We start from the raw sequence: 1,229 nt of genomic DNA on the forward strand, positions 1-1,229 counted from the left end.
CCCCATAGGCGCTAACTTAAGCCCTGAGCCATTTGCGGTATTCTCTGTCTGGTTGGTTGACTGAGGCGATATGCGACGGATTGGAGACCTGTCCTGCAGACATGCATTTTGAGCGGACCGATGATCGCAGCGCACAGGATCCGTACGAACATCTTGTAGATGCGCCAAAGGGAGGGCTGGCGGGTCGTCAGAGCTGTCGCTGATCCATTTGGGTCTGCGACCGACTCAGGGGGGAGAGTCCGGCGCGGGCCGGATCATGTCGTCGATGAGAAAGGCGGCGAGCAGGTTCGTATATATCCACGCGCGGGCAAGGTCCGGGTCCCTTGCGCGCAAGGCATCAAGGTTCAGAAGGCTTTTCAATCGCTTGAACGCCAGCTCCACTTGCCAGCGGAGGCGATAGAGCGCCCCAAGCCGCGCGGCGGGATAATCCTCCGGGTCAAGTGAGGTCAGCAACAGGACATGGGCGGCTGCTTCCACCGTTTCCGGCTGGACCTGCCGGCTTTTGCGGCGGTTTTCCGCGGCAATGCGGTGTCGGGCCGCCTGAACCTTGTCGTCGGGCAGGCGCAGGGCGACGAGGCGGGCGGCGAAGGGCGCCTGTCCGGCGCGGTCCTTGCCGCGGCCGATCAGGATGTGGGCTTCGCCGCTCTCGGCCTCGCCAAGGCCCCGAAGGAAGGCCATCACGTCGAAGCGGTCGCCTTTCGCATCCAGCCAGTGCAGGCCGCGCCAATGCACCCGGACGAGATAGTCGCCTGGCCCCTCGGTCACGACCCGAATGCTGTCGGGGCGCGAACCGAACCCGCGATCGGCGATCCGGATCTCGTCCGCCCTGGCCGCGAACCTGTCCAGCCGCTCGGCACCCTTGCCGTCGGTCAGTTCGAAGTCGGTGAACCGGTAGCCGCGAGGATCGTAACCCATGTGCAACCGCCAGTCCGCACCCCGGGCGCCGGGTGCGGTCAGTACCGTCCCGTCCACGAGGCGCAAGGGCCGCTCTCCGATGTCCTCAGCTCCCGCGCGGTTCGACAGAACCTGACCTGCCAGAGACCCAAACCAGTCCGCCGCGTGGCGCAGACGGTTGAGCAGGGCAACGTCCGAGACCTCCGCGATGCCCTGCATCCGTGCCCAGGCGGAGACCTCACGCAGGGACATGCCCCCCGGACCATAGCCAAGACCCAGCCGCAACAGGCTCGCACCGTCGCGAACCCCACGCCGCCGTGTCAGCGCCCCAAACG

The 1,229-nt window shown here is 66.1% G+C and carries 1 protein-coding gene; it reads right to left on the reverse strand.

The window, feature by feature from the left end; all coding sequences use genetic code 11:
• Positions 1-225: 225 nt before the first annotated feature.
• A partial coding sequence (locus KAK09_RS18555; protein ID WP_210880401.1) for an IS4 family transposase occupies positions 226-1,229 on the reverse strand: 1,004 nt, incomplete at its 5' end.

This window comes from Roseovarius autotrophicus (genome assembly GCF_018069895.1).
Lineage (GTDB): Bacteria > Pseudomonadota > Alphaproteobacteria > Rhodobacterales > Rhodobacteraceae > Roseovarius > Roseovarius autotrophicus.